This is a genomic window from Bacillus sp. LR--39, assembly GCF_053613335.1.
The window spans coordinates 1-987 of record NZ_JBSIOT010000408.1; the positions used below are offsets into that span (position 1 = coordinate 1).

Here is a 987-nt window from a genome sequence, read left to right on the forward strand (position 1 = left end):
GTGCGGTTGCCGTTTTTATCGTAAGAGATGCTTTCATCATTGACTTTTGTCAGCTGGTTCATGATGTTGAAGGAAGCGTTCACCGTTTTGCTTGAGCCGTCTTTTACAGTTGTAACGGTTTTCCGGTTCCCGAATCCATCATATGTGTATTCAATGACAGTACCGTCTTCATGGGTTTCTTTGACAAGCTGATTCAGCTTCCCATACTCATATTTCACCTTGCCGCTTGCTGAGCTGTTTATCGTTGTGCGATTGCCGTTGGCATCATATTCATAGCTTTCCGTCAGAATGCTTCCGCCGTTTTTGTCACCGATATGCAGCGAGCTTACAAGGTTTCTTTCGTCATATGAAAAACTTGTTCCGCCGCCGTTGCCCGTAATAAAGGTTTGGACGTTTCCATTTTCATCATAATCAAATGAATATGAAGATGTACTGTCTTTCATCTCAATCATTTGGTCCAGCTTGTTATACGTAAATTGATTCGTTCCTTTTTGGTCCCCATGAGTCCACGAGAAGGTTTTCAGCTTATCGGAGTCACTAGGGTATGTCCAAGTTTGGCTGCCGCCGCGGTCAGTCAATTCGGTCAAACGGTTTTTGTTGTCAAATGTCCGTTTCTTTGTGGTGTTCTGCTCTTTATTAACGACCGACGTTTCATTTCCATTTTTGTCATACGTGAAATTGTACTTTTCTGTACCGTTATACGACTTTGATTTCACCCGGTCTGTTCCATCATAAGAAAGAGACACTTCGTTGCCATTTGGTGAAATGGTTTTGGTCAGGTTGCTGTTGGCATCATATTCGCTTGCTAGCACATTGCCCAGAGGGTCAGTTGTTTTGACAAGCTTGCCCATCACATCATATTCGTATTTATAGGTTTGATCTGCTCCCGCCCGGATGGTTTTGCTTACCTCATTGCCTTCCTTATCATAGCTGTGAAGGATAGACGTGCCGTTAGAGAGCGTCATGTTTGTCAGTTGGTCTGCCTGA

The 987-nt window shown here is 43.7% G+C and carries 1 pseudogene; it reads right to left on the reverse strand.

Annotated elements, in window-relative coordinates:
- Positions 1–987 (reverse strand): annotated as a pseudogene (locus tag ACWHAR_RS23645) (Wall-associated protein); the annotation flags it as partial.